This is a genomic window from Shewanella pealeana ATCC 700345 (genome assembly GCF_000018285.1).
In the GTDB taxonomy this organism is placed as follows: Bacteria; Pseudomonadota; Gammaproteobacteria; order Enterobacterales; family Shewanellaceae; genus Shewanella; species Shewanella pealeana.
Genome location: NC_009901.1, coordinates 3,323,950 through 3,344,243, shown reverse-complemented (window position 1 = coordinate 3,344,243; position 20,294 = coordinate 3,323,950). Strand labels below are relative to the sequence as shown.

Sequence of the window (20,294 nt, the reverse complement as noted above, 5' to 3'; positions counted from 1 at the left end):
TCTCGATAGGCTGTAAATTTGCCAATCTTGTGAGCGACTAAAAGCAGTTTCATGAAATATTCCCGCGTTTTTATTAATAGTATGGCCTACGAGTTAGCGCCTGAAGTTGTGTCGACTTCGGAGCTAGAATCTCGGTTAGCGCCTTTATACCAAAAGTTTCGTATTCCGATGGGGCAGCTTGCAGCCTTAACTGGGATCCATGAAAGACGCTGGTGGCCTAAAGGGCATCGCTTATCTGATGGCGCTTTAGCCGCAGCCCATAAGGCTATCGATGAAACCGGCGTACAGATCAGCGATCTTGGCGCCGTTGTCTATACCGGAGTGTGTCGTGATCAACACGAGCCCGCGACGGCGTGTCGTATTGCAGCCAAGCTTGGCGTGTCAAAAGACACTGCGATTTATGATATCAGCAACGCTTGTCTTGGTGTGCTTTCAGGCATTTTAGATATCGCGAATCGTATCGAGCTTGGTCAAATTAAAGCTGGCCTAGTGGTTTCTTGTGAGTCGGCTCGCCATATCGTCGACATCACAATCGATAAGATGCTGGCTGAGCCAACGATGCAAAATTACGCCCAGTCTCTGGCTACCTTAACTGGTGGCTCAGGCGCTGTAGCCGTGTTGCTTACCGATGGCAGTTTAGATCTCAAGGGTAACCGTCATCATCAACTTCTTGGGGCTAGTCACTTGTCAGCACCTGAGCACTACGACTTGTGTCAGTGGGGCTTAGAGGAGGCGGGGCCGCAGCTTTATCGCGAGTTTATGCGCACTAATGGTGTGGCATTACTTAAAGAAGGCGTTGAGCTTGCTCGTCATACTTGGAGTCACTTCCTTGAGCAGCGTAATTGGCTGGTTGAACAAGTCGATAAGGTGATCTGTCATCAGGTTGGCGCTTCAAACCGTCGTAATGTCTTGAGTGCGCTAAATATCCCTGAAGAGAAAGAATTCCCAACCTATAAGCTACTCGGCAACATGGGCACGGTATCTTTGCCTGTTACCGCTGCAATGGCTCACGATCAAGGTTTCTTGAAGAGTGGCGACCAAGTGAGCTTCTTAGGCATAGGCAGTGGTTTAAACTGCATGATGTTAGGCCTTAAGTGGTAATTGAAACCAGCCTACGTTTAACACGTAGGCTTTTTAATTGACTCGGCTAACTCAGTTACACCTTAAAGTATAAGAATGATAGGAAACGTCATGCTAGACACCCTGCACCCATTTAAGCGCAACTATTTAGACAGAAATGGCAACAAGCTACAGTATGTGAACGAAGGCCAAGGTGAGCCTGTGGTCATGGTTCACGGTAACCCTAGTTGGTCTTTTTATTACCGTAACCTTATTAGTGCCTTAAGCGACAAGCATCAGTGTATCGTACCTGACCACATTGGTTGTGGCTTATCAGATAAGCCCGATGACAGTGGCTACGACTATACCCTTAAAAACCGTATCGATGATCTAGAAGCTTTACTCGAGCACTTAGATGTGAAAGAAAACATCACCCTAGTGGTACACGACTGGGGCGGCATGATAGGTATGGGGTATGCTGCGCGTTACCCTGAGCGCATAAAGCGCTTAGTCATCCTTAATACGGGCGCGTTCCATCTACCCGTCAGTAAACCGTTCCCATGGGCGTTATCAATTTGTCGTAATACCATGCTGGGTACCTTGTTAGTGCGTGGTTTTAATGCATTCTCATCGGCAGCATCTTATGTCGGTGTTAAGCGTAAGCCGATGCATAAAGATATTCGCGAAGCTTACGTTGCACCATTTAACTCTTGGGCGAACCGAATTTCTACTTTGCGTTTTGTACAGGATATTCCGTTAAAGCCTGGCGATCGCAACTATGAGCTGGTGTCTGATATCGCCGCTAGCCTATCTAAATTCCAAGATGTACCGACAGTGATCTGTTGGGGTCTGCAAGATTTTGTCTTCGATAAGCACTTCTTAACTGAGTGGAAGCAGAGAATGCCCCACGCCGAGGTGCACGAGTTTGCCGATTGTGGTCACTATATTTTGGAAGATGCCAGTGATGAAGTGATTGGCCATATTCAAGCCTTTATCGCAAAAACCGACAAACAAACTCCTACTGAATCGGTAGCCTAAACTCCATGGTAAGTCAGTTGATTCAAAACAATGACGGCGCAAATTTGTGCCGTCATTTAGTTAGTGCTGCCCAGACGATTCCACACTCGCTGGCGGTCGCCGTGCAGCAAGCCAATGGCAAATCAGTCGGTGGCTTACATTATCAAGAGATGGACTTTCAAACTCTTAACGCCAAAAGTGACGAGCTTGCCAGTGCGCTAGTGAACCACGGCTTAACGCCTGGTATGAAGGCGGTATTGATGGTCACGCCTAGCATTGATTTCTTCTGCCTAACCTTCGCGCTGTTTAAGGCTGGTATCATTCCAATCTTGGTTGACCCAGGCATGGGGATAAAAAACCTTAAACAGTGTTTTATTGAGGCTAAACCCGACGCTTTTATCGGGATTCCCAAGGCGCACATTGCCAGACGTCTTTTTGGTTGGGGCAAGTCTAGCGTTAAACATCTGATCAATGTGGGGGGCAGCGGTTTTGCTCAGGCATTGACTGGCGCGGCAAGCTTAGAAAGCCTATTGAAAGCTAATCCTTCGGCAACAACTAAGCCTTTTAAGATGCAGTGGCTCGATGATGATGCCATGGCGGCAATCTTGTTTACCAGCGGCAGTACTGGTACGCCAAAGGGTGTGGTCTATTCCCATAAGATATTTGAGGCGCAAATTACCGCGCTTAAACATGACTACGCCATCGAGCCTGGTGAGCGCGACCTTGCAACCTTCCCGCTGTTTTCACTGTTTGGCCCAGCTCTAGGCATGGCATCTATCGTGCCGGATATGGATGCCAGTAAACCCATTACCGCCAATCCTGATTTTATCTTTGCCGCCATCGATAAATATCAGTGCAGTAATATGTTCGTCAATCCGGCGCTTATTGAGCGTCTTGGTGCGGCAGGTGAAGCCAATCAACACAAGCTGAGTAGCATCAGGCGGGTGATCTCGGCCGGAGCGCCTGCGACCATCTCATCGATTAAACGCTTTAGTCAGATGCTTAATCATGGCGTAGAGGTGCTTAACTCCTACGGTGCGACCGAATCTCTGCCTATTAGCAAAATAGGAAGTCAGGCGCTGTTTGACACCACGGCTGCGACAGATAACGGCGGCGGAATTTGTGTCGGTAAGGCAGTCGATGGAGTCGATATCGCCATCATTAAGATTGATGAACAACCTGTTGAGCATTGGGATGACTGTTTGCGCTTGCCTGTAGATTCAATCGGTGAAATCGTCGTTAAAGGTCCTATGGTGAGCCGCAGCTATTATCAGCGAGACAGCGCAACCCAAGTGGCAAAAATTCAAGATGGTGACAGTATTCGCCACCGTATGGGCGACTTAGGTTATCTCGATAATGACGGTTTGCTGTGGATGTGCGGCCGCAAGGCTCATAGAGTCGACGCCGATGTTTTGCCGGCAACTAATAACCCAGCTAAACGTTATTACTCTATTCCTTGTGAGCGTATTTTTAATACTCATAGTGATGTAAAGCGTAGTGCTTTGGTGGGCGTTATGGTGGCGGGCAAAGTCACGCCACTTATCTGTATCGAGCTTAAGCAGTCAGTTGCCTGTTCGTTGTCGGCTGTACTTTACGGTGAGCTAAGAGCGATTGCCGAGCAGCATCTGCAGACTCAAGGTATCGAGCGCTTCCTCATTCATCCAGATTTTCCTGTCGATATCCGCCACAACGCGAAGATTTTCCGTGAAAAGTTAGCGGTATGGGCACAAAAGCAGATCAAGGAGTAATGCATCTTGTCATTGGTTAACACGAGTCAACCACCAACGCAGACACCAAAGCTTGACGACTTCTTGCCCCAAGAGCAGGCCGCGCTGCTTGCACTTAAGCAAGATGTGACTCGCGCCTTTGTAACCGGCGCAGGAGGCTTTTTAGGTAAAGCTATCTGTGAGCGACTACTCGCTGCTGGCATCGAGGTCATAGGCTTTGCTCGCGGTGACTACCCAGCATTGAGCGCCATGGGCGTTGAAATGGTTAAAGGGGATATTGCCGATGAACGCGCGTTGCTTGGTGCTATGCAAGGCTGTGATCTGGTGTTTCATGTGGCATCGAAAGCCGGGGTTTGGGGCAGCAAGAAGAGTTACTTCTCCCCCAATGTCGATGGAGCTCGTCACATCATTGAGGCCTGTAAGGCATGCAATATTGAGCGCCTAGTTTATACCAGTACACCGAGCGTCACCTTTGCCGGTGTGGATGAAGTGGGCAATGACGAGTCTGCGCCATATGCAGAGCAGTTTCTTAATTATTACGGTGAGTCAAAGGCGATTGCCGAGCAGATGATGCTAGCGGCTAACGGCGCTATGCTAGCTAATGGCAAACTGTTGGGCACCACGGCGTTAAGACCACATCTTATTTGGGGGCCAAATGATCCTCATCTTGTGCCACGAGTGCTTGAGCGCGCCGAGGCGGGCAGGCTCAAGCTAGTAGGAAGTGAAGATAAGCTTGTCGATACCATCTATGTGGGTAATGCCGCCTATGCTCATATCTTGGCGGCACTTACACTGAGTAATGGAGTGAGTAAAGGACAGGTTGAAGATAAGAATGCTAATCAGGCTGCTTGCGCGGGTAAGGCGTATTACTTGAGTAACGATGAACCGATTACGATGGCGACCATGCTTAATAACATTCTTGCTTGTAAAAATTTGCCGCCAGTGACTAAGCGAGTACCGACTAATCTTGCCTACGCCGCCGGATGTATACTAGAGTCTATTTACGCTTTGCTGGGTAAAAAAGATGAGCCTATCATGACTCGCTTTGTCGCCAGACAGCTTTCCACTAGCCATTATTTCGATATTAGCGCGGCTAAGCGGGATCTAGGGTATCAGGCTTTAGTCAGTATTGACGAAGGGATGGAGCAGCTTAAGGCGTCTTTACAATAAAGCTGACTAGGTTAATACTCACAACTCATGGACGTAAAAAACAGCAATATATTTGCTGTTTTTTTATGGGAAAAATAAGATTTGTTTATCAACTGACTGATATAAGGATATATTATGGCTAAAGCAAGTTGTAACTGCGGTCAACTCTCTGTAGTGGTTGTGGGCGAACCTATGCGTGTATCGGTCTATCAAACACGGTGTTATGACTGGGTGAGTCTTGATGGGATAGATGAAGTTTACGATTAATTTGCTATATGAGTGGATATTAAAAAGCATTGAGGTTCATGGAGGAGTTATGAAGTCATTTTTGGTATTATTAAGTCAGATTTTCGTGGCGTTTGTTGTGATTTGCACTCCCTTGAAGGCTGCCGAGAAGGCGAACCCATTCATTGGTAGCTGGAAGTTAATTTCCGGCAAGTATCTAGATGGTAAGGGCCAATGGGTTGAATACGCAGACTTAAAGCTCAGCGCAATCAAGGTGATCTCCGCTAATCATTTTAGTTTCACCACAATGAAAAATATTGGTTCAGAGGCAAAGCCTGAACTTGAGTTTTGGGCAGCTGCCACGGGCTATTATCAATATAGCGCTGCCGACTATATTGAATATCCGCATTTGAACTCATTTGGTGTCAAAGCTGGAGAGTCCTTCGCCTTTACTTATGTCATAGACGGGAAAGAGTGGCGTACAGAGCGCACTGAAAATGGCGAACTGAAAGAGCAAGAGTTGTGGGTGAAGTTGGACTGATAAAGCTGATAAGTATTTGTTGATATGAAATAAACGCAGCATAGCACCGCTGCGTTTTCCAAGGGATTATAGCTTTTAGAGCAATCTATCTTTACCAAACGCCTCATGGTAGGCAATCATAAAGTCTTCACGAATAAGCTGCTCTAGGTGTATCGCCTGTTCAGTGGGGCAGAAAATCATGATGTGTACAAACTGCTCACCGTTGATGCCACTGGTAATGTGGATATGCGGTTCTGCTCCAGGTAAATCCACCCCAGCATGTTTTTCTATCACGCTGTTATAGCGCTTGGCGACTTCACTGAACTCTTCACAGTGAGCCTCAATCTTCTCATATAATTCAGGGAACAGTGGATATAGATTAACAAACTCAACCACAGTAATTTGAAAGTCATGGTAGACATAGCGCTTCATGAAGTTAAGGTTTTTAACGGCATAGCTAAAGAACATACTGTTAGGTAGGGTCGCGGTTTTTCCGGTGAAGTGATACTGACCATGGTGCAGATCAATCTCTTGAATAACGGTTGCCATTAAGTTGTGTTCAATCACTTCACCACAAATTTTGCCGACTTCAATCCAGTCGCCAATGACAAATGAGCGTGAGCTGGCTCGTTGAATCGAGCCGGTAAAGCAGAGAATAATCTCCTTCGATGCGACAACGAACGCAATAGCGATAGCGGTAACGGATAGGGCAAATTTACTGATCTCCGTCTGCCATAGCATAAACAGGATAACTATGATTAAAAGAAAGGTTCCGTTCTTAGTGCGTGACATCCATTTTCGCTGAACTTCTGTTAAAAACGCCACATCACCGCGGATTTGAGAGATAACTAAGCGCTTAATCATCGAAATAAGAACAATGATTAATATCGTTAATAACAGTTTATGCTCTAACAAAAATTCCACTGCGATATTGAGCTTATCCACGATACCTCTCTCTAACTATTATTAAAATGTTGCACTGTAGGCTAATAAATCAGCGTAACTAAGTGATTTAGCCGTTAATACTTATTATGAAGTCACTCTACGGTTATCATCAGTAAAACACAAGTTAGCCAATACTGGACAGATTACTCGGTAGGTATTGATTTAAACTTAATTTTTACCTTTGTTGATAGGGCTATAGTCTTCATGAGTGCTGAATCAATCAACCCCGTGCTTTATTCTCTACGAAATTGCCCCTATGCGATGCGGGCAAGAATGGCAATTTACCAATCGGGTCAAGCAGTACAGTTACGAGAGTTGTGCTTAGATAGCAAGCCTGTCGAGTTTTTAACGGCTTCGCCGAAGGGGACCGTGCCAGTTCTGGTGTTACCTAATGGTGAGGTATTTGAGCAGAGCTTAGAGATAATGCGCTGGGCGTTTGGCACTCACGATCCTGATAATTACCTTATTAGCGACAATAGCAATAAGCAGCAACAGATGTTGAGGCTTATAAAATTGTTTGACGAGGAGTTTATAAGTTCACTAGAGATCTATCGCAGCGCAAAGCGTTATCATGATGAAAGCCTGCAGGAGTGCCGTGAGGCCTGCGAGCAATACTTGCAACTGCTTGAACAAAGGTTGCTTCAACATCGATATTTATTTTCTGACAATCCAAGTCTTGCGGATCTAGCTATTATCCCGTTTATTCGTCAACTCGCTCGAGTCGAGCGTCAATGGTATTTAAACTCGCCATATCCAAAAGTTAGAAACTGGCTAAATGGTTATTTGCAAAGCCTAATGTTTAGTAAGGTGATGGCGAAATTTCCATTATGGTCGGCTAATGATGTCCCTGTTATTTTTAAGGCTGAATAAGCGCTAGTTACAGAGTATCACGATAAAATATTGCTACTGGCGATTTACTAAATTAGTGCGTCATGATGTATGGGGTCTGTTATTCTTCATTTATATGCATAAACTTTAATTTACTGAAAAAACAGTTTAAAGGCGTATCATAACAATACTAGTTTGAAGCTATGCATATGTGGGTAAACCAAGATTTTCGGGGGGGGGGGGAGTCGATGAGTGAGAAGCAACAAAGTAATACTGAAGCGGTAACCATTTACCAAGTGTGGGATAAACCTGTGCGTATTTTCCACTGGGTTAATGTTATTTTGATCACCGGGTTAATGTTTATTGGATTAATCATGCTGTTTAAAGCTGAGCTTGGAATAAGTGGTTTAGCAGCTAAGATTAAACTTAAAGAGGTGCATATTGTCATAGGCTACCTTTTTGTTATTAATCTGTTTGTGCGCTTGTTATGGGGCTTTATAGGCAGTGGTTTTGCCAGACTCTCTCATATTTTGCCCAGTATTAGTGCGGCTCGCGATTATAGTCAAGCATTAAAGTCTGGCGGTAATCCACAGTATTTAGGACATAACCCACTAGGTAAGCTTGCTGTTAGCGCGATATTTGTGCTGCTAATTGTGATAGCTGCAACGGGATTATTCAGAGCAGGAACCGATGTCTTTTATCCGCCGTTTGGCTCGACAATCACTAGCTATATTGCTGCCGATGGCGTAGAAGCTGTCACGCTAAAACCCTATGATGATACAGGGGTTAACCAAGAAAAAGTCGCCCAGTTAAAGCCCTATAAGAGTTTAGCGGGCAAGGTGCATATCTATGGTTCTTATCTATTAATGCTGCTGATTCTTATCCATATTCTTGGTGTGGTTATTGCGGAGCTTAAGCACCAGCCTGGTATTGTTTCTGCTATGTTTTCTGGTAAGAAACGACTTAAAGACAAACCAGTAGATAATTAAATCTTTTTTGTATAAAACAGTGGCCTCTTGAGACGGATAATATGAAGCCCACGTTTGTGGGCTTTTGTTTATCGCTTACTCGTAGATATTAGCGTACTTGAAACTCAGGTCGGTAGCTTTGCGGTAGTTCAAACACCTTATCTTCACCGGTAACAGGGCAGACAAAGCTTAAATGGCAGGAGGTGAGCTGCAGATTAGGCGTAAGATCGCTGCCATTGCCATGTTGCCGATCACCAATAACCGGATGACCAAGACTAGCCATATGAATTCGAATTTGATGCTTGCGCCCAGACTCAATTTTTACTTGTACTTTCGACTGGTTAAGCTCGCTGTTGTACTCCAGGATATGGGCATGGGATAAGGCTTTTTTATTATCGACATCAGTGTTAATTGTCACCTGACCTTCAGGAAACTTACCTTCAACAATCACCTGATAAAACTTATCTAATGCACGGGTCTCAAACAGTTGGGCGATAGCAGCAGTTACCTTCTTAGTGTGTCCCAGTACGATAAGGCCTGTCGCCGCCAAGTCGAGTCGATGAATAATATAAGCATTACGTGGCGGGGTTAGCTGAGTTTCTATAAAGCGATTTATGGTAGTGTGATCGCTCCACTTCGAGCCCTGACAACGCATACCAAAAGGCTTGTACCAGACACTATATTGCTCCTCATCGAACAACAGCTCTGCATCGGTTACCGTTTCATCTAATACGGCTTGGTTGTAGTAAAGGTGTAGTTCATCCCCAACCTTTAAGGCTTTTTTTGCGCGGCGAAGTCGGTTGGTTTGCTTACCATGGCCATGCCAAACAGCCCCTTTTTGCATCGCTTGCTTGATAGCTTGTTTGGATAAGCCCGTTTCTTCTGCGAGCAGACTTGCTGCATCGGTATCACTAGAATGCACTTTGATATGAGTTTCAATTTTCAACGGGGTCATGATTATATTTTCGTAGCAAGATGTTGTTAAGCAAGTTGGTAATTTTACACGATTAGCGAACGTTTGGCTCATGGTTATGGATAACTTAATTCAGAATAGGCCTATTGATGTTTATCAGCGCAGATCAATGACGTTAAAATGTGATGAAAATTTAATGCAAATTGTCTTGTTCAAGCTAACTGCTAGGCTTAATGTTTAATTTAAGTGTTTAGTCAGGTTCAATCTTAGTAATGTGCTGCGATCGGTTGTTTATTCTTTAGCGGGCATTACCTCATCGACAGTAAATGGAGCGAGTTATGGATACCCAATTAGCATTGAGAGTCAAACATTGGATGGCTAGCGACCCAGACCCTTTAATGCGACAGCAGCTACAAACTCTGCTGAATTCCGGTGATAGCGCTGAACTTGAAGGGCGTTTTGCGGGGCGACTCGCATTTGGTACCGCAGGGTTACGTGGTGTGGTTGGCGCTGGTCCGACTCGAATGAATCGATTAGTTGTGCAGCAAACATCTGCAGGCTTAGGTGCGTATCTAAAAGCACAAATTAGCGATGTGGCTACCCGCGGCGTGGTGATTGGTTATGATGGTCGCCATGACTCGAAACAGTTTGCCCATGACGCAGCCAGTGTATTAACGGCAATGGGAATAAAGGTTTACCTTACAGCAAATGTTGCTGCAACGCCGCTGGTGGCTTTTGGTGTGCTGCATTTAGGTACCGCAGCAGGGATTGTTGTCACCGCAAGTCACAACCCGCCACAATATAACGGCTATAAAGTCTATTGGGGCAATGGCGCGCAGATCATTCCTCCCCACGACAGTGGTATTGCCGCCTGTATCGATAAAGCTGCTACCCAAGTGATCCCATTACTGGAGATGCCACAAGCAAAAGCCTCGGGTCAGTTAGTGATGCTGGAAGAGGATTTTTATGATGCATATCGTCAAGGTGTGAAGCTGGCTCCAGTGCTGCAGAATCATACTCAACCAGAAGCTGTGAGCTTAGCCTATACCGCCATGCATGGTGTGGGAAATCAGATGGCACTTGATGTATTAAAGGATGCGGGGTTTACAAAAGTGTATTCGGTTGCCGAGCAGGCGCAGCCTGATGGTGACTTTCCAACGGTCAATTTCCCCAACCCGGAAGAGAAGGGCGCTATGGATATGGTCATGGCTGAGGCGAAAAAACATGGCGCCATGCTGGCTTGTGCAAATGATCCCGATGCCGACCGTTTTGCCGTTGCCGTTCGTACTGACAGCGGAGATTATCAGATGCTCACCGGCGATCAGGTCGGGGTGTTATTTGGCCACTATCTGCTGACTCATGCCAGTGAAAATCAGCGGTTAACCTGCACCACCATAGTGTCATCAAGCTTATTATCTAAGGTTGCTCAAAGCTTAAATGCGACATGCAGAACCACGCTGACCGGCTTTAAATGGTTAACCAACGTGGGTATGAGTGAAGAGACTGATAGTAATCGTTTCCTGTTCGCCTATGAGGAGGCGTTGGGTTACACCGTTGGCTCTATGGTGTGGGATAAAGATGGCTTATCGGCCTTGGTGGCGTTTGCTCAGTTAACCGCAGAACTTGCCAGTCAAGGTCAAACCATTTGGGATCGTCTCGAAGCTATCTATCGTGAACATGGTTTTCACATCAATGCTCAAGTGAGTATTGCATTAAAGCCAACAACACCGAATATCGGTGCTTATCTGCGTGCGAATCCACCGACGGAAATCGCAGGGCATAAAGTGCTATCGACCGATGATATCAGTTTAGGTAAACGCTTCTTTTTTGAGGGCAGTGCCGATGGCACACAAGAGGATATCGCGCTCCCTGCCAGTGACGTGCTGATCTATCGTCTTAAAAACGGTGCTCGAGTGATAGTAAGACCATCGGGTACGGAACCGAAAATTAAGTGTTACTACGAAGTGGTCGAATCGATGAGCAAGGATGACAGCTTAGCAAGTGCACAACAAAGAGCTGAGGTTGAAATGGCGCGCTTTATCGAGGCGCATCAGGCGGCGCTACCTAAATAGTATCTATTTGGTATGAATATCTCTTAGATGATTTTTGGGACTAGCTAAACTGAGATCATTCGAGCATATAACTGAGGGAAAACTGTAAATTGGACCTTTACCTGTCATGAGACCCAATTTACAGTTTGGTTTAACAGGGTTATGGATTGATGAGGCGGAATTCTGATTGGGTTAAAATAGCTTCCTCCAAAGCGCCTAGCCCCAAGGTGCTATAGCCATAAAAGTTGGGCGTAAATTGTTCCCTCACTGCTATGGCCGACGGTGCGATATTTTCACCTAATAGCATATCATCGACCAATTTGGCTAAAGTCGCTCTTTTTCCTGCGTCCAATGTGTTATTGAACTCGCTATAACCACTGACTGATGAGTATAGGTTACTGAAGTCGCCATTGGTGTTTTCTTCTATATAGTAAGTTATTGTTTTCGAAAGTGTTGCGCGAACATCATTTACCGATTCTTGGTGACTAAAAGAGGTTGTCAGTAGATCGCTACCTCCGGCAGAAGCCTTAGTGTCAGCACTGAAACCTGCTTTTGGAAACACTAGATAGGCTGAGATAGCGCCATCTTTACTAATGGCTGACAGGACGAATCGGTCATCTCGATAGTATTTGATCACATCCCCTTTGTAAGTGTGTTTGATATACACGGGGGCACCAAAATTTTCTTCGAGGATGTCAGATGACGCCCGGATATAAATCTTGTCCAGCTTACTTTGCGAAGGGATATCAGTAAATTTGGATAATGAGAAATCATAGATTTTCTTCAGTGCATCGGTAGTGTCATTAAAACCACCTAAGGCGATAGCAACCAAAGACACAAGGGCAATAATTCTTGCTAGTTTTCCCTGAGTCTCAGTAGTATTGTCGTTATTATTCATTTTTACTCGTTAATATCTTTTAGCTTGTCTAATATATCGTCTTTACTATCTTCAACGGCTTCTTCTATCTGATCGATAGTATTCTGACCGAAAAGATCGATGATTTCGTCATCGTATTGCATACCTATATAGACCCCAATTGCTATCAACATCATAGGGATAATTTTAAACATATGTTTTATCTCTGTTTATATTATTGGTAAAGCGCGATTCGCTGATTCACCTTTTTGAGGTAATTTTTGGTTTCATCGTACGGTAATTGTTTTAGCAGGTGCTGATAAACCTGATCCGGTGGCATCTTGTTAATCACTTCTGCGGCCTTGCGGATGTTAGTCGTACGGTTTTCGTTGAAGGCTCTAGCTACATTGCCTGCCCCAGTATTGTAGGCGGCAATCATGCAATAAAGGCGGCTTTGGGGATCAATAATAGCTTTGAGGTACTTGTCGTTTAATATATGGAGGTAAGCGACACCAGTTTCAACATTTAATGGTGGTACATATAACTCTTCTGCCTTCATTGGTGCATCGATGTTGCGAATGTGCTTGTTAACATCATGACCTGCGCTTACAGGAACGACCTGCATCAAGCCAAAGGCTGGCACATGAGATTTAGCATCCGGCCTGAAACTCGATTCACTGTGCATAATTGCCATAATTACAGCCTCATCAATTCCCCACTTCTTGCTTTCTGCAGTGGCCAAAGGGTGATACTGGTTGGCGCGCAGATTTAGGCTCTTATTAGGTAGTTTTACTGTGTAAGAAACGATTTTTTTCTGGGCTGCAGGCTTAATCACTGCGGCTGGGACCACAATTTCAGCGAAGGCCTGAGCTTCTTTGAAAGAAGCTTTATCATGTCGCTCTACCTGTGAGGTTGTTTGCTTATTGACAACTGGTGCTTGTTCGGTTGCGAGTGTTACCGTTGGCTTGTCTGTGGCGTTATTCCGCAACTCTGCTTGTTTGGTTGTTTGCTTATCGGATACTTGTGTTTGTTCGGTCTGCAGTGCAGTTGTTGGTTTACTGTCAGAAACCATGGGCATTAATGCAACAGTTTCAATTCCTAGTTCTTCTCGTTTGCTGTCATATAGATCAGTTATATGCTTAAGGCGGACTTTGCCCTCGGCAAGCAAGATCTGTTTTTGCTTATGGGCTCTTTCAAAAATAAATGATTCTGGAATACCTGTTTCAGACTGAATCAATCTGTCTGCTTGAATATCCAGCTCCTTCATTTGCAGCTCTATTTGTTTAATAATAAACGACTTTTCTTGTTTCTCCTGCTGCAGTGAATAATTGACTTGCACAAGCGATATGCTGGCCTGCGTGAGGTTTAAAACCTGACCATCGACGGTCAGCCCCTGTTGTACAATAGTACGTGTGGACTCTGTAACAGCATCAGCATCAAGTAATACCGATATGGTAGCGGTGTTATTTTCATAGTCGATGACCTTTTTAACGGTGTTATTGTCAGTGTATTCGACACTTTTTGTTTGGTCAGAGACTTCACCACTTCCCCATTGACCTATGAGCTCGGTTCGCTGTTTGTCGAGAGCTTCATTATACTGGGATCTCCATGCCTCATACTCATCCAAATACTGGTTAACGTATTGATGAAAATCAGCAACTTTCTCTTCAAATGGTTGGTTAATACGGGTTTTAGCCTGCTCTAATTCGGCGAACGAACTCTCAGTATTGGCGTTAGCTGAAAATACAATTGAGGTAATTGAAAAGGCGATGAGGGACTTGTAATAGTAGTTCATTGTTTTCTCTATTATGCCAAGTATAAAAAGAGGCTATCAAAATAGCCTCTAATAGTTTGTTTTATATTGCTTTAAGCGATTCTAACGCCTTGGATAAATCTTCGGCGGCTTTCTCGTTATTGAACTTATTCCACAAGCTGGCATCTTGATTGGCGGTGTCAATCACAGTGTTGACGTTAGCTTGGTAGCTTTCTTTATCCATACCCACTAACACATATAAACCACCGCTAGGGCTAACCTGACTGACGATCACTTTGCTATTTGAAAGAGAGCGCGTGACGACGTTTTTAGTGACATTTTCAAATGTTTCAACAACATTTTCGTTGGCACCTTCCTGTGTAGTGGTATTAACAGTGCTATTGATGGCTTGTTTGAACATATTGTTGACATCAATTTGAAACTGAGAGGCTAGCTGTACTCTGGCATCGTTAATGGCAATCTTGCGCATTACGTTCATGCCTGCAGCGCTCTTTTTCGCGTAACCCATGCCGCCAGCGGCCAAATCTGTAGGCATTACGTCACAGATCCATGATGGTGCTTCAGCAGTTGGGGCATCGGGGAAGGTACAGTCAGCAAATTGCTGCGCTTGTTCAACAGTCTGAGTAGAAGAACAGGCCGTTAAAGTCAGTGTTAAGGCACTTATTAATAAAGTTTTTCTCACGATTATAATCCTATAGCCCGTGCTTGGCATTCAAGGTCGAGATAACTACTACAACGCTTAGGAACAATTCTCGCCTCATCACCTTTCTTGATTTTTAAAGCGGTTTCTTCATTGATCATAACCCAAGAGTATTCAGGCTTAATGCCATGCATTGGGATATCGACTACATCTCCTTCACCAACGGCAAAGGTTTCTATTTCACCCTCTGAGTTTTTAATAGCATTAGCAAATGAAACTTCAGTGTCAGGTTGAATGTTCGTCTTTGAGCCCATGCCGATCTTTACCATTGGACCACTATCGCAATGGCGCAATTCTAATACTGGTGCGCTCGGGGCAAGTAACTCTTTCAACTCACCATCATGCTCAATAGACTCAATTGCAGATGCTAATGCTAACCCAGAATATTGCGCTTCAGAAATAGGGCATCTTGAGTTGGTGGTTTCTGTGCTAAAAGAGTCATTCCCCCTTAGCTCAATACGCTTGATCAATGCCATATTTGGTAGTGATACGACTTTTGTTATTGCTGCAAATTCGACTCGGTAGTCACAGCTAGCCGGAATTTTTTTTGTCTCACCATCTTTATTCTCATAGTAGCGGGTTTCATTATGAGATTTACTGAGTTCACTCTTAGTAACTTCTGTGATAATAGCAAAGTCAGCAATAGGCACGCCCTTGGTGTTATAGCGTCCACTTTGTTCAGCGAGCTTTATTTCGGTTTGGAGTTTGCGGGCTAAATTGCGATCAACAACCTTAACACCGGAATTTATAAGTTGTGTTTCAAGTTGATTTATCAGAGTAGCTTTCAACTTGTCAGCTGCAGACTCTTCAAAATTAATATCAATTGGTAATACAATATATTGCTTATCACCGCTTTTTATTGTTGGAACATCAGAGGTTTCAATATTCACCATAGTATTCGGGTGGCAGACGTTCTCAGGGCTAGAAGCACATGCTCCTAATAACAAAGACACACTGAGAGCGACCACTGTTTTATTAAGCATCTTTAACTCCATTGTTTTATATTATTATAATGTTAAACCCAGAGCGGGCCAGAGTCCGCGCTCATCGACGAGGGTTGAGAAATGACGCTCTGCCCCTTCTTTAGATATTTGATAATTTGAAAGAGAGTTCCCAGTAGAGATTATTTCGCTGCTACTGATGATATTGTTATTTCTATCTTTGAGTTGTAGAGCGGTTATTTTGGTAGAGATATATGCTTCTGCCATAATGCTTTGTCGTAAATCTGAAATGAGTTTTAGATTATGCGTAACAGTTGAGGTGCTATGCATAGTTGTTTTAATTCCTTCATTAGATAGCTTGTCTGCTATAATTTGGGCCATCTTCTTATCACTTTTAGATGTCTGAATATGGATCAATATGTTGGACTTAACTCTTGCAGAAAGGCTATTTAATTTATCCAATGACTGTGTATTAATACCATGAGCTGGTGAGAGTGAGCTGAGAATAGCGAGTCTTACGTGTGTATAGTCGTTATAGATAGCACTATCCTTGTTGACTAACCACCATTGCAGTGCATCCTGATAAGCCAATTTATCAACTTGTGCTTCTGCTTTCTGATTGATATTTCTTAAATCAGAGGTGAGTTGGCTAATGATATTCGATTTATTGATCTGTGCTTGAGCATAGAAGTGAGTGTCGTTGTTGGCGATATTGATGTATTCCACGCCACTAAACGCAATATTTGCTGTTTTGGTGTTGATGGCGTTATTTACATAGGCATTGGAATAGTTTTTATCATTAATGCTTCTATGAGTGTCATTCATCGAGAAGGAAGAATTTACTTGAGTCCAAAGAGCCGCATTTATGTTGCTAAGTGCTGACTTTTTCGCTTGTTCGAGGCTTCGACCTTCTCCTACAGCAGTGATATAATCTGAATTATTGCTTATCGGCAGGTTATACCAGTCAGGAGTCTTGGTTGATTGGCAGCCAAGCATTAAGGAGGGCAGCAATATATACAGAAGAATTTTGTATGTTGAGTTCATATTAAGTGTTAGGTTCAGTTAGTTGTTATATCTGTTTTAGCTGTTTTAAAAGTTGTTAGGTCTTTAATTACACCAACCAACTAAATTGTTTAGTCAATATTAAAGTATTGCAATAAAGGTGCAGGCTTTAAACTGGAGTGCTAATGCTTGATGTTTTTCGTGTTCCAGGTTCAAGTTGTAATGAAAGTTAATGTCATCGTATGGGGTGCATTAAACCTTATTGTTTCAATTGAATGCATTTAGCATTTGTTTAAAGTTATCATATTGCCCCTTACTCTTTAATATTAATATTTTTGTTATTTGCTAACTGTGATCTTGGTTGGGTAAAATGAGTGTTAATGGTTGCTTTTGAAGTGTTTTAACTTGAATCTGAATATGTAGTAATTGAATATGTAGCAATTGAATATGTAGCAATTGAATATGTAGTAATTGAATATGTAGTAATTGAATATGTAGTAATTGAATATGTAGTAATTGAATATGTGCCAATTGAATGTGTTGGGACTTAATACTCAACTATTAAGTTTCTATTTACCTACAATCTTGATGTGTTTGAAATGGTAATGTTCGGCGTATGTTGATTACGGCCTAGCTTTTATGATGTTGTAGGTATTAATTCAAAATTATTAATCTAAGAAGTATTTAGGCTGACCAGGGAGTTATATATAAATAAATTCTAAAGGTTGACGTTAACTTAAAATCAAAGATGAACATGCTACTTGGTGTTTTTTTTTGCATGGTTAATGGGGTGTTGTTTTGTGTGGTGGCGTTGCTGTAGGGTTACGACGTGCAAATATGAATTAGAGCGTTTAATGGTGACTAATTGTGGATGTGGTGTGGTTTTTTTATACACCAAAATGTCCAATAGTATAGAAATAGATCACGTTTTTATTGAGCGATGATCTATTTTTAGTTTGAGCTCACAAATTCCTATTCGTAAGCATGTTTCAAACTCTCTTTTATCCTTATAATCAATAACATTACCCTATAAACTAAGTATTGAATTTATTGGTCTTCTCTGGCCAATAGAAGAGTTGACACTATTCATGATTAAAGCATGGCTATTGCTTTTGGCTGCAGCGTACTCCCCCCAATTGATGGCAACACCTGAAGAGATAAAACCTTTAGTACTCTTTCAAGGAGAGGTTTCAGAAGGGACATTTCTGCATATGGTAGAGCAGGGGATCAATGAGTTTGAGGCGGTGTCTTCTATTCCTGTCGTTAAAAAGCGATTGAAGCGTGATAACAGTCTTTATCTTGAAGAGATTGAAAAAGGCGCAGTGGCAGGCTTTAGTCCAATCGTTGTGCAAGACTCTAATTCAATAGAGACCTTCGGCAATGTTGCGAAAGCGAATCCCGCAACCAAGTTTATTTCGTTAGATGTGGCATACGATGTTCCTAATATCTTAGGTCTCACCTTTAATCATGCAGAAGGCGCTTACGTGATTGGCTTTATAGCGGGGTTAAAGACTAGAACCAATCATGTGGGTTTTATTGGAGCCATAGACATTCCAGTTTTAGAGAACTTCCGTTGTGGTTATGAGCTTGGTTTAAAGAAGGCTAATAGCAATGCGCGTTTATCGACTCAGTATATTAATAACGGTGTATTGTCTTGGGATGATTTAGAAAAGGCTAGAGCTTTGGCACTGCAGATGGTGAGTGAACAGGTCGACATTATTTTCCCTGTGGCGGGCTTTGCGAGTAAAGCGGTTATGGATACCATGAAAAACCTAGGCCCAGGTCACTTCAGTTTTGGTATCGATTTTAATCTTAATCATGACTATCCAAATACCTTACTTGCGTCTTTTGAAAAACGTTCTGATAAGGCTATTTTTGCCGCTTTAATGCTCTTGAAAAATGGGATATGGAATAGCAACGAAAAACACTTTGGTATTAAGCAAGGAATTATTAATGTCGCTGTAAACCAAGATAATCCGAGCTTAAGCAAAAAGGATAAAGAGTTAATTAGCGATCTTATCATTCAGTTAAAGGGGAAGAACAACGCCATTTCACGTGAAATCATAACTCAATGTGAGATAGGAAGATGAAAAAGCTCTCTTCTCATATCATCATCCTATACATCTTGCTTACCTTAGTTCCGATGTTGGTGATTGGTGGCTTTAATGTCACAAAGAGTTTACTTACCGAGCGAAATGAATGGCGTAGCTTGTATGACAAGGTTTTACTGCAGCAATTGATAAACGCTGAAAAATCGCTGGTGGAATTTGACCTTAATTTAGCTGAGATAGTCGTTAATGACCTCTCGCGTTTAGATTATATTCGAGCGGTAAAGCTGGAGTCTGAACTGTATGCCATGACCTTCGCAGAGGTGATTAACTCTAACGTTGAAGAGGAAAAGCTGACCTTGCTGACTTATCCTATTTTCGACTCGAGAGGCAGTAGTCTGGGACAGTTAGTGATCTATAAAGATAATGATGCTTTAAGGTCCCATGTTTATTCTACTGTATTACCTAAGACACTATTTTTTGTGGTTTTAGTGAGTTTTATCTCATTTCTCTTTAGCCATAAAATACTGTCGATCTTTAAGAGGCCCTTTAAAGATGTGCACCAATTCACACGCTTGGTCGCCAGTGGTGAGTTTGAGGTTCCACCTCCGGTACACAATAAATTTATAGAGATCAATGCTATCTTCTTATCTTTAGATATGATGCGCGTCAGATTACTGAACTCTGTCAATCAGTTGAAGCAGAGCGAAGAGCGCTACTCTAGAACATATAATTTGACTCAAGTTTGTTTATTCGTTATTGATGTAAAAACATGCAAAATCATAAGAGCAAACCAAACATTTACTCAATTAGTCAGCGATGTAGAAACGATTAACTGTGTGTATGCAGCAAGGTTAAAGCGCTTTATTACTCAGCTATTGCAGCGTAAAGGTGGTCATAGTTTCGAATACACAATTAATGTGAAAGGGGCTGTAAAGCATTTCCAAATTAATTATTCTGAGCGTATACAAGATGAGATTGAATGTTCAGGATTAGATATTAGTGAACTAATTGAAGCGAGAGAGTCGGTAGAGTTGCAGTTACAAACAGATCCATTAACTGGGATCCCCAATCGTGTAAGGTTTAATCAATTTATTCAGCAAGTAGAGAAGAATAAACACGAAAGGTTTACTTTTATGATGTTGGATCTTGATGGCTTTAAGGCCATTAATGATAATTATGGTCACCGAGTAGGTGATGTAGCTTTACAGACTATAGCCTTGCGAATCGCAAATTGTATTCAGGCATACGGTCGCGTTTATCGTTTAGGCGGCGATGAGTTCATTGTGAGCATAACAGACGATTATAGTCGAGATAAATTGCAGCTAATTGCTCATTCCATTATGCTGCTGATCGAGGCACCAATTCATTATGAAGATAAGATATTCGCTATCTCTTCGAGTATTGGTATTAGCCGTTATGACGCGAAAGATACAGTATCAGTTGACCACATATTGAATGAAGCTGATATGGCCATGTATCACGCCAAAATTAATCAAGTTTCCCCTATTTTTTCAGATGAGTTATGTCTTGTCTAATCACTTGAACCTGCTCATTTTTCTACACAGTTT

The 20,294-nt window shown here is 42.9% G+C and carries 19 protein-coding genes; 11 read left to right on the top strand and 8 right to left on the bottom strand.

Annotated features, from left to right (window positions below; translation table 11 throughout):
- Nucleotides 1–51 precede the first annotated feature (51 nt).
- The 6 genes from SPEA_RS14485 to SPEA_RS14465 all read left to right on the top strand — a co-directional run bounded on the left by SPEA_RS14485 (nt 52) and on the right by SPEA_RS14465 (nt 5,718).
- Nucleotides 52–1,101: a 3-oxoacyl-ACP synthase III gene (locus SPEA_RS14485; RefSeq protein ID WP_012155962.1), complete on the top strand. Its 1,050-nt coding sequence runs from the start codon at nt 52–54 to the stop codon at nt 1,099–1,101.
- Between the two features lie 90 nt (nt 1,102–1,191).
- Nucleotides 1,192–2,097 (top strand): alpha/beta fold hydrolase, encoded by a 906-nt coding sequence (locus SPEA_RS14480; protein WP_012155961.1) that lies wholly within the window; start codon nt 1,192–1,194, stop codon nt 2,095–2,097.
- Between the two features lie 5 nt (nt 2,098–2,102).
- Entirely contained in the window at nt 2,103–3,824 is a 1,722-nt protein-coding gene (gene oleC, locus SPEA_RS14475) for an olefin beta-lactone synthetase (protein ID WP_012155960.1), read from the top strand.
- 6 nt (nt 3,825–3,830) lie between these two features.
- Nucleotides 3,831–4,973: a 2-alkyl-3-oxoalkanoate reductase gene (oleD, locus tag SPEA_RS14470; protein WP_012155959.1), complete on the top strand. Its 1,143-nt coding sequence runs from the start codon at nt 3,831–3,833 to the stop codon at nt 4,971–4,973.
- A gap of 114 nt (nt 4,974–5,087) precedes the next feature.
- Nucleotides 5,088–5,219, top strand: coding sequence for a hypothetical protein (locus SPEA_RS23450; protein WP_263053335.1), 132 nt, complete (start codon nt 5,088–5,090; stop codon nt 5,217–5,219).
- Between the two features lie 49 nt (nt 5,220–5,268).
- Nucleotides 5,269–5,718 (top strand): hypothetical protein, encoded by a 450-nt coding sequence (locus SPEA_RS14465; protein WP_012155958.1) that lies wholly within the window; start codon nt 5,269–5,271, stop codon nt 5,716–5,718.
- A 75-nt stretch (nt 5,719–5,793) separates the two neighbouring features.
- Here SPEA_RS14465 and SPEA_RS14460 read toward each other — a convergent pair whose 3' ends face one another.
- Nucleotides 5,794–6,642: a mechanosensitive ion channel family protein gene (locus SPEA_RS14460; RefSeq protein ID WP_012155957.1), complete on the bottom strand. Its 849-nt coding sequence runs from the start codon at nt 6,640–6,642 to the stop codon at nt 5,794–5,796.
- Between the two features lie 204 nt (nt 6,643–6,846).
- Here SPEA_RS14460 and SPEA_RS14455 point away from each other — a divergent pair, with 204 nt between their 5' ends.
- On the top strand, nt 6,847–7,512 hold the full coding sequence (locus SPEA_RS14455; protein ID WP_012155956.1) for a glutathione S-transferase N-terminal domain-containing protein: 666 nt from the start codon (nt 6,847–6,849) through the stop codon (nt 7,510–7,512).
- A gap of 206 nt (nt 7,513–7,718) precedes the next feature.
- Nucleotides 7,719–8,459: a cytochrome b/b6 domain-containing protein gene (locus SPEA_RS14450; RefSeq protein WP_012155955.1), complete on the top strand. Its 741-nt coding sequence runs from the start codon at nt 7,719–7,721 to the stop codon at nt 8,457–8,459.
- An 88-nt stretch (nt 8,460–8,547) separates the two neighbouring features.
- Here the strand turns inward: SPEA_RS14450 and SPEA_RS14445 are convergent, their stop codons facing one another.
- Nucleotides 8,548–9,393 carry an RluA family pseudouridine synthase gene (locus SPEA_RS14445; RefSeq protein WP_041411537.1) on the bottom strand — a complete coding sequence of 282 codons (846 nt, stop codon included), beginning with the start codon at nt 9,391–9,393 and terminating at the stop codon, nt 8,548–8,550.
- A 296-nt stretch (nt 9,394–9,689) separates the two neighbouring features.
- Between SPEA_RS14445 and SPEA_RS14440 the strand changes: the two genes are divergently transcribed.
- A complete protein-coding gene (locus SPEA_RS14440; RefSeq protein ID WP_012155953.1) occupies nt 9,690–11,423 on the top strand; it encodes a phospho-sugar mutase in 1,734 nt (577 codons plus the stop codon).
- 139 nt (nt 11,424–11,562) lie between these two features.
- Here SPEA_RS14440 and SPEA_RS14435 read toward each other — a convergent pair whose 3' ends face one another.
- From SPEA_RS14435 to SPEA_RS14415, 6 genes are all read right to left on the bottom strand, one after another.
- The gene (locus SPEA_RS14435; protein ID WP_012155952.1) at nt 11,563–12,300 is read right to left on the bottom strand and encodes an ETEC_3214 domain-containing protein; all 738 of its coding nucleotides are present in this window, start codon (nt 12,298–12,300) and stop codon (nt 11,563–11,565) included.
- Between the two features lie 2 nt (nt 12,301–12,302).
- Nucleotides 12,303–12,455, bottom strand: coding sequence for a hypothetical protein (locus tag SPEA_RS23280; RefSeq protein ID WP_190272121.1), 153 nt, complete (start codon nt 12,453–12,455; stop codon nt 12,303–12,305).
- A gap of 38 nt (nt 12,456–12,493) precedes the next feature.
- Nucleotides 12,494–14,053 (bottom strand): transglycosylase SLT domain-containing protein, encoded by a 1,560-nt coding sequence (locus tag SPEA_RS14430; RefSeq protein WP_012155950.1) that lies wholly within the window; start codon nt 14,051–14,053, stop codon nt 12,494–12,496.
- Nucleotides 14,054–14,114: 61 nt separating this feature from the next.
- Nucleotides 14,115–14,714 carry an LPP20 family lipoprotein gene (locus tag SPEA_RS14425; RefSeq protein WP_223296507.1) on the bottom strand — a complete coding sequence of 200 codons (600 nt, stop codon included), beginning with the start codon at nt 14,712–14,714 and terminating at the stop codon, nt 14,115–14,117.
- Nucleotides 14,715–14,716: 2 nt separating this feature from the next.
- A complete protein-coding gene (locus SPEA_RS14420; RefSeq protein WP_223296506.1) occupies nt 14,717–15,625 on the bottom strand; it encodes a hypothetical protein in 909 nt (302 codons plus the stop codon).
- 114 nt (nt 15,626–15,739) lie between these two features.
- On the bottom strand, nt 15,740–16,717 hold the full coding sequence (locus SPEA_RS14415) for an LPP20 family lipoprotein (protein WP_041410988.1): 978 nt from the start codon (nt 16,715–16,717) through the stop codon (nt 15,740–15,742).
- A gap of 1,046 nt (nt 16,718–17,763) precedes the next feature.
- On the opposite strand from SPEA_RS14415, the gene SPEA_RS14405 reads away from it, so the two are divergent.
- Nucleotides 17,764–18,765: a BMP family ABC transporter substrate-binding protein gene (locus SPEA_RS14405; RefSeq protein ID WP_012155946.1), complete on the top strand. Its 1,002-nt coding sequence runs from the start codon at nt 17,764–17,766 to the stop codon at nt 18,763–18,765.
- Nucleotides 18,762–20,261, top strand: a complete 1,500-nt coding sequence (locus SPEA_RS14400) for a GGDEF domain-containing protein (protein ID WP_012155945.1) — start codon at nt 18,762–18,764, stop codon at nt 20,259–20,261. Before SPEA_RS14405 ends, SPEA_RS14400 begins: the two co-directional genes overlap by 4 nt.
- The last annotated feature ends 33 nt before the right edge of the window (nt 20,262–20,294 follow it).